Source organism: Zavarzinia sp. (genome assembly GCF_049306435.1).
Lineage (GTDB): Bacteria > Pseudomonadota > Alphaproteobacteria > Zavarziniales > Zavarziniaceae > Zavarzinia.
Window position 1 is genome coordinate 1 of sequence record NZ_JBAQRT010000026.1, and the last position, 4,880, is coordinate 4,880.

The 4,880-nt window shown below is 69.2% G+C and carries 5 protein-coding genes; 3 read left to right on the forward strand and 2 right to left on the reverse strand.

Features of this window, described 5'->3' with window-relative positions; genetic code table 11:
• Positions 1-66 precede the first annotated feature (66 nt).
• The 3 genes from WAZ62_RS01400 to WAZ62_RS01410 all read left to right on the forward strand — a co-directional run bounded on the left by WAZ62_RS01400 (position 67) and on the right by WAZ62_RS01410 (position 3,140).
• Positions 67-1,071 (forward strand): site-specific tyrosine recombinase XerD, encoded by a 1,005-nt coding sequence (locus tag WAZ62_RS01400; RefSeq protein ID WP_422641743.1) that lies wholly within the window; start codon positions 67-69, stop codon positions 1,069-1,071.
• 54 nt (positions 1,072-1,125) lie between these two features.
• A complete protein-coding gene (locus WAZ62_RS01405; RefSeq protein WP_422641744.1) occupies positions 1,126-2,103 on the forward strand; it encodes an HpcH/HpaI aldolase/citrate lyase family protein in 978 nt (325 codons plus the stop codon).
• Positions 2,104-2,180: 77 nt separating this feature from the next.
• Positions 2,181-3,140 (forward strand): acetyl-CoA carboxylase carboxyltransferase subunit alpha, encoded by a 960-nt coding sequence (locus WAZ62_RS01410; protein WP_422641745.1) that lies wholly within the window; start codon positions 2,181-2,183, stop codon positions 3,138-3,140.
• Positions 3,141-3,152: 12 nt separating this feature from the next.
• Here the strand turns inward: WAZ62_RS01410 and WAZ62_RS01415 are convergent, their stop codons facing one another.
• Together WAZ62_RS01415 and WAZ62_RS01420 are read right to left on the reverse strand one after the other, a co-directional pair.
• Entirely contained in the window at positions 3,153-4,598 is a 1,446-nt protein-coding gene (locus tag WAZ62_RS01415) for a S8 family serine peptidase (protein WP_422641746.1), read from the reverse strand.
• A 4-nt stretch (positions 4,599-4,602) separates the two neighbouring features.
• Positions 4,603-4,880, reverse strand: a 278-nt coding sequence (locus WAZ62_RS01420) for a hypothetical protein (protein ID WP_422641747.1), incomplete at its 5' end; no start/stop codon positions are given.

A 4,880-nucleotide genomic window follows, 5' to 3' on the forward strand; every position in this document is an offset into this window, starting at 1 on the left:
GCGCCGTCTCGATCTCGTGGCGGAGGCGACGGCCCTCGCGCTCGAGGCCGCGCTGGCGGCCGGATTGTGACCCCGGCGGCCAAGCCCCGGCGCGGTCGGCCCCCCGGGCCCCCGGCTTTCCGGCCCCAGGGCGAAGACGCCGCCCTGCTCGACGCCTTTCTGGAAATGATGGTGGCGGAGCGGGGGGCGGCGGCCAACACGGTCTCCTCCTATCGCCGGGACCTGCTCGATTTCGCGGCCTTCCTCGCGACGCGGGGCAGCGGCCTCGCCCGGGCGGTGACCGGGGATGTCGAAGCCTATTTCGCACAAGGGCAGGCGCTGGCGCTCAAGCCCTCGACCGCCGCCCGCCGCCTGTCGGCCCTGCGCCAGTTTCACCGTTTCGCCCTGTCGGACGGGGTTCGCGCCGACGATCCGACGAGCCGCATCGCCAGCCCGCGCCAGGGCCGCCGCCTGCCCAAATATCTCTCGGAAGAAGAAGTGGAGGCGCTGCTGGGCCTTGCCGCCGCCGCCCTCGGCTCGGCGGCGGGCCGCGCGGGGGAGAAGCGGCGGATGCGCTTTCTCGCGCTTCTCGAAATTCTTTATGCGACCGGGCTGCGGGTTTCCGAACTGGTCGGCCTGCCGCTGGCGGCGCTGGCCCATGATCCCCGCTTCGTCCTCGTCCGCGGCAAGGGCGGGCGGGAGCGCATGGTGCCTTTGTCGGAACCCGCGCGGACGGCGATCGCCCGCTGGCTGAAGCTGCGGCCGGCGGGGCTTCTGCCCAAGCAGGCAAGGTTCCTGTTTCCGGCCGGGACGGCGACCGGCCACATGACGCGCCAGCATTTCGCCCAAGGCCTGAAGGTGCTGGCGGGGGAGGCGGGCATCGATCCCGCCCGGGTCTCGCCCCATGTGCTGCGCCATGCCTTCGCCAGCCACCTGCTGGCCCATGGCGCGGACCTTCGCGTGGTGCAGACCCTGCTCGGCCATGCCGATATTTCGACGACCGAGATTTACACCCACATTCTCGACGAAAAGATGCGCGCTCTCGTCAATCGCCACCATCCGATGGCAAGATTGCCGCGCCGCACAAGTTGACAAGGCAGACCGGGCTTTCTACGGTCCCCGCCACTTTATCCGGAGACGTCGCTGATGAGCTTCAAAGTCGTCGAACAGGCCCCCTCCCGCCTGAATCGCTGCGAACTGGCCGTGCCGGGCTCCAGCCCGCATATGTTCGAGAAGGCCGCCAAGTCGGCCGCCGACGTGATTTTCCTCGATCTCGAGGACGCGGTCGCCCCCGATGACAAGCCCAAGGCGCGCGAGAACATCATCCAGGCCCTGCATGACGTCGACTGGGGCGACAAGGTGATCTCGGTCCGCATTAACGGCCTCGACACCCATTACGCCTACCGCGACATCGTCGATGTCGTGGAGCGCGGCGGCGAGCGTCTCGACCTGATCATGATCCCCAAGGTGGGCACCGCGTCCGACGTCTATGCCGTCGACATGATGCTGACCCAGATCGAGACCGCGATCGGCCGCAAGAAGAAGATCGGCCTCGAGCACATCATCGAGACCGCCCTCGGGATGCAGAACATCCACGAGATCGCCGCGGCCTCGAAGCGCAACGAATCGCTGCATTTCGGCGTCGCCGACTATGCCGCCTCGTGCCGCGCCCAGACGACCCAGATCGGTGGCCCGAACCCCAATTACGCCGTCCTCACCGACCCGGACGAAGCGGGCGAGCGCTTCCGCCACTGGGGCGACATGTGGCACTACGCCATCGCCCGCATGGTGGTCGCGGCCCGCGCCAATGGCCTGCGCCCGATCGACGGACCCTTCGGCGACTTCTCGGATTCGGACGGCTACCAGGCGCAGGCGCGCCGCGCCGCCGTGCTCGGCTGCGAAGGCAAGTGGGCGATCCACCCCAAGCAGATCCCCGTCGCCAACGAAGTCTTCACGCCTTCCGAGAAGGAAGTGACCAAGGCCCGCCGCATTCTGGAAGCGATGGCCATCGCCCAGAAGGAAGGCAAGGGCGCGGTTTCGCTGGATGGCCGGCTGATCGACATCGCCTCCATCCGTCAGGCCCAGTCGCTGGTCGAACAGGCGGATCGCATCGCAGCCAAGTGATGTGCTATAGGACGGGCCGCCAGATGCGCGGCCCGTTCTTCGGGCTCTCTGGCCCCGGGTAACACAAGGACGACACCATGGTCATGTTCCTCGATTTCGAGAAGCCCATCGCGGAGCTCGAAGCCAAGATCAAGGAACTCCAAGCCATGCCGGCGACGCAGGGCATTTCCATCGCGGAAGACATCGCCCGCCTCGAAGTGAAGGCGGACCTGCTTCTGCGCCAGACCTATGCCAAGCTGACGCCCTGGCAGAAGACCCAGGTCGCCCGGCATCAGAGCCGGCCGCGCTTCCACGACTATGTGAAGATGCTGGTCGAGGATTTCGTACCGCTGGCCGGCGACCGCGCCTTTGGCGACGACAAGGCGATTCTCGGCGGCATCGGCCGTTTCCGGGGCAAGCCGGTCATGGTCATCGGCCATGAGAAGGGCTCGGACACCGAAGGCCGCATCCGCCATAATTTCGGCATGGCCAAGCCCGAAGGCTATCGCAAGGCGATCCGCCTGATGGAACTGGCGGACCGCTTCAAGATGGGTGTGATCACCCTGATCGACACCCCCGGGGCCTTCCCCGGCATCGAGGCGGAAGCGCGCGGCCAGTCGGAAGCCATCGCCCGCTCGACCGAAGCCTGTCTGAAACTGTCGGTGCCGCTGATCGCGGTCATCGTCGGCGAGGGCGGCTCGGGCGGCGCCGTGGCGCTGGCGACGGCCAACAAGGTGCTGATGCTCGAACACGCGGTCTATTCCGTGATCTCGCCCGAGGGCTGCGCCTCCATCCTGTGGCGCTCGGCCGAGCGGGCGCAGGACGCGGCGGCGGCCATGAAGGTGACGGCGCAGGACCTGATCAAGTTCGGCGTCATCGACGGCATCGTGTCGGAGCCGCTGGGTGGCGCTCACCGCGACCCCAAGGCGGCGATCGCCTCGGTCGGCCACGCGATCTCGACCGCCTTCAACGACTTCAAGGGCAAGGACGGCGCCGCCATCCGCCGCGAACGCCGCGAGAAATTCCTCGCCATGGGGCGGACCGGCCTGGTCGCCTGAACGGGTCCGCGCTCAGTCGCGGAAACAGCCGGGATCGAACTGCACGAGGCCGATTCCGGTCCTGTCCGTCGCGCTCGTCCGCGACAGCAGCCTTTGCCTCGGGTCCCCCGTATCGTTTTCCGTGAGCGCGGTCAGCAGGGCGCCGGCCGCCAGCGGACTGGCGTAGGACGTGCCGCTGACGGTGGCGCGGCCGATGTGAAGGCCGGCGCCCGGCGCGGCGATGGCCGGGTCCGGGACTTTCGAGGCACCCTGCCAGACCCGGTTCAGGCGGTCGGTCGCCGTGATCGCCACCACTTCCGGATAGGCGGCGGGATAGGCGGTATCGGCCGACGGCCCGTCGTTGCCCACCGGCGCGACCAGCAGCGTGCCGTGTGTCGCGGCGATCTGGATCGCGCGGTGCAGCAGCGGGTTGTCCGGCCCGGCCAGGCTGACGTTGACGACGGCGACCCGGTTGCCGACCATCCAGTCGAGCGCGGTCGCGATCGACGTCGCCGAGGCATAGACGCCCCGGCCAACCCCTTCGACCGCGGCGGCATGGAACACGCGGGCGCCCGGCACCACGCCGATATTGGGCCCCGCCAGCAGCGAGACGACATAACTGCCGTGGGCATCGAGGCTGGCCTCGTAGCCCGCGTCGGTCGTCGTCCGGCTTTCGATGTCGATGCCGGCAAGATCGGCCTCGCCCTTCAGCAGCATTGTGTCGATGACGCCGATGGCCCGGCCCCTGGCGCAGGCGGCGGCCTCCTCGCTCCAGTGGGTCAGGCGCCGGTGCCAGTTGGACAGGCCGGGCGAGGCCGGCGTGCCCGACGGACCGTCGGATTTTTCCGGGCGATAGAGATGGTTGCGGCTGACCAGCGCGTCGGGAAAGGCGAGGCGGAGGGCGGCCAGAGTCTCCTCGGTGCTGATCGGCGGCAGGGTGCGCAGGCGGATGATGTGAAGACCGAGGGACCGCAGGTCGCGTTCTTCGATCACCACGACATTGAACGGTCGTAGCGCGTCCGCCGAGAGCGTGGCCCCGACGACCGTCAGCTCGCGGCCGATGTGGCGACCGGCGCTGTCGCCGGCATGTCCGCTGCCGTTGCTGCCCGAGGAATCGTCACCGGAGTCGTCGCCCCCGGAATCGTCCCCTCCGGAATCGTCCCCCCCTGAATCGTCTCCCCCTGAATCGTCCCCACCGGAAGACTCGCCGCCCGAGTCATCGCCTCCCGAGCTTTCTCCACCCGAGCTATCCCCACCCGAGCTCTCTCCACCCGAATGGTCACCGCCGCCATCGCCGCCATCGCCGCCATCGCCGCCGTGGCCCGAACTGCCACCGCCGCCGCTACCGCCTCCACCTCCGCCGCCGCCGTCACCGCCACCATCGCCCTTGGCGAAGGCGAAGCCCTGGTGACCGGGCAGGTGCGGCGATGCCGCCAACGCCAGCATCAGGGCGAGGAGAGCGACGAGGCGGGGGCGCATGGTCTCAGGGCTCGATCAGGATGGTCTGGCGGGTGCCGTCGTTGGCGAGGCAGGTGATGGCCCGGGTCTCGGCCGACGCGAAGACCCGGCACGGCAGTTGCGACAAGGCGGCGTCGGTCCGGGCGGCCAGCACTTCACCATCGGGCAGGGTCAGGCTGTCGGGCAGGGGGCTGGCGAGCGGCCCGGCACCGGCCGGGGCATAATGTCCCTCCCCGGCGGGGCGGAGCAGGGTGATGGCGCCGACGGCGACCGCCAGCACGGCGGCCGCGACCAGCCAGAGCG

Excerpts from the sequence above, each read along its gene's own strand:
- WAZ62_RS01405 (WP_422641744.1), top strand. The coding sequence starts at position 1,126 with ATGAGCTTCAAAGTCGTCGAACAGGCCCCCTCCCGCCTGAATCGCTGC.
- WAZ62_RS01410 (WP_422641745.1), top strand. The coding sequence starts at position 2,181 with ATGGTCATGTTCCTCGATTTCGAGAAGCCCATCGCGGAGCTCGAAGCC.
- WAZ62_RS01415 (WP_422641746.1), bottom strand. The coding sequence starts at position 4,598 with ATGCGCCCCCGCCTCGTCGCTCTCCTCGCCCTGATGCTGGCGTTGGCG.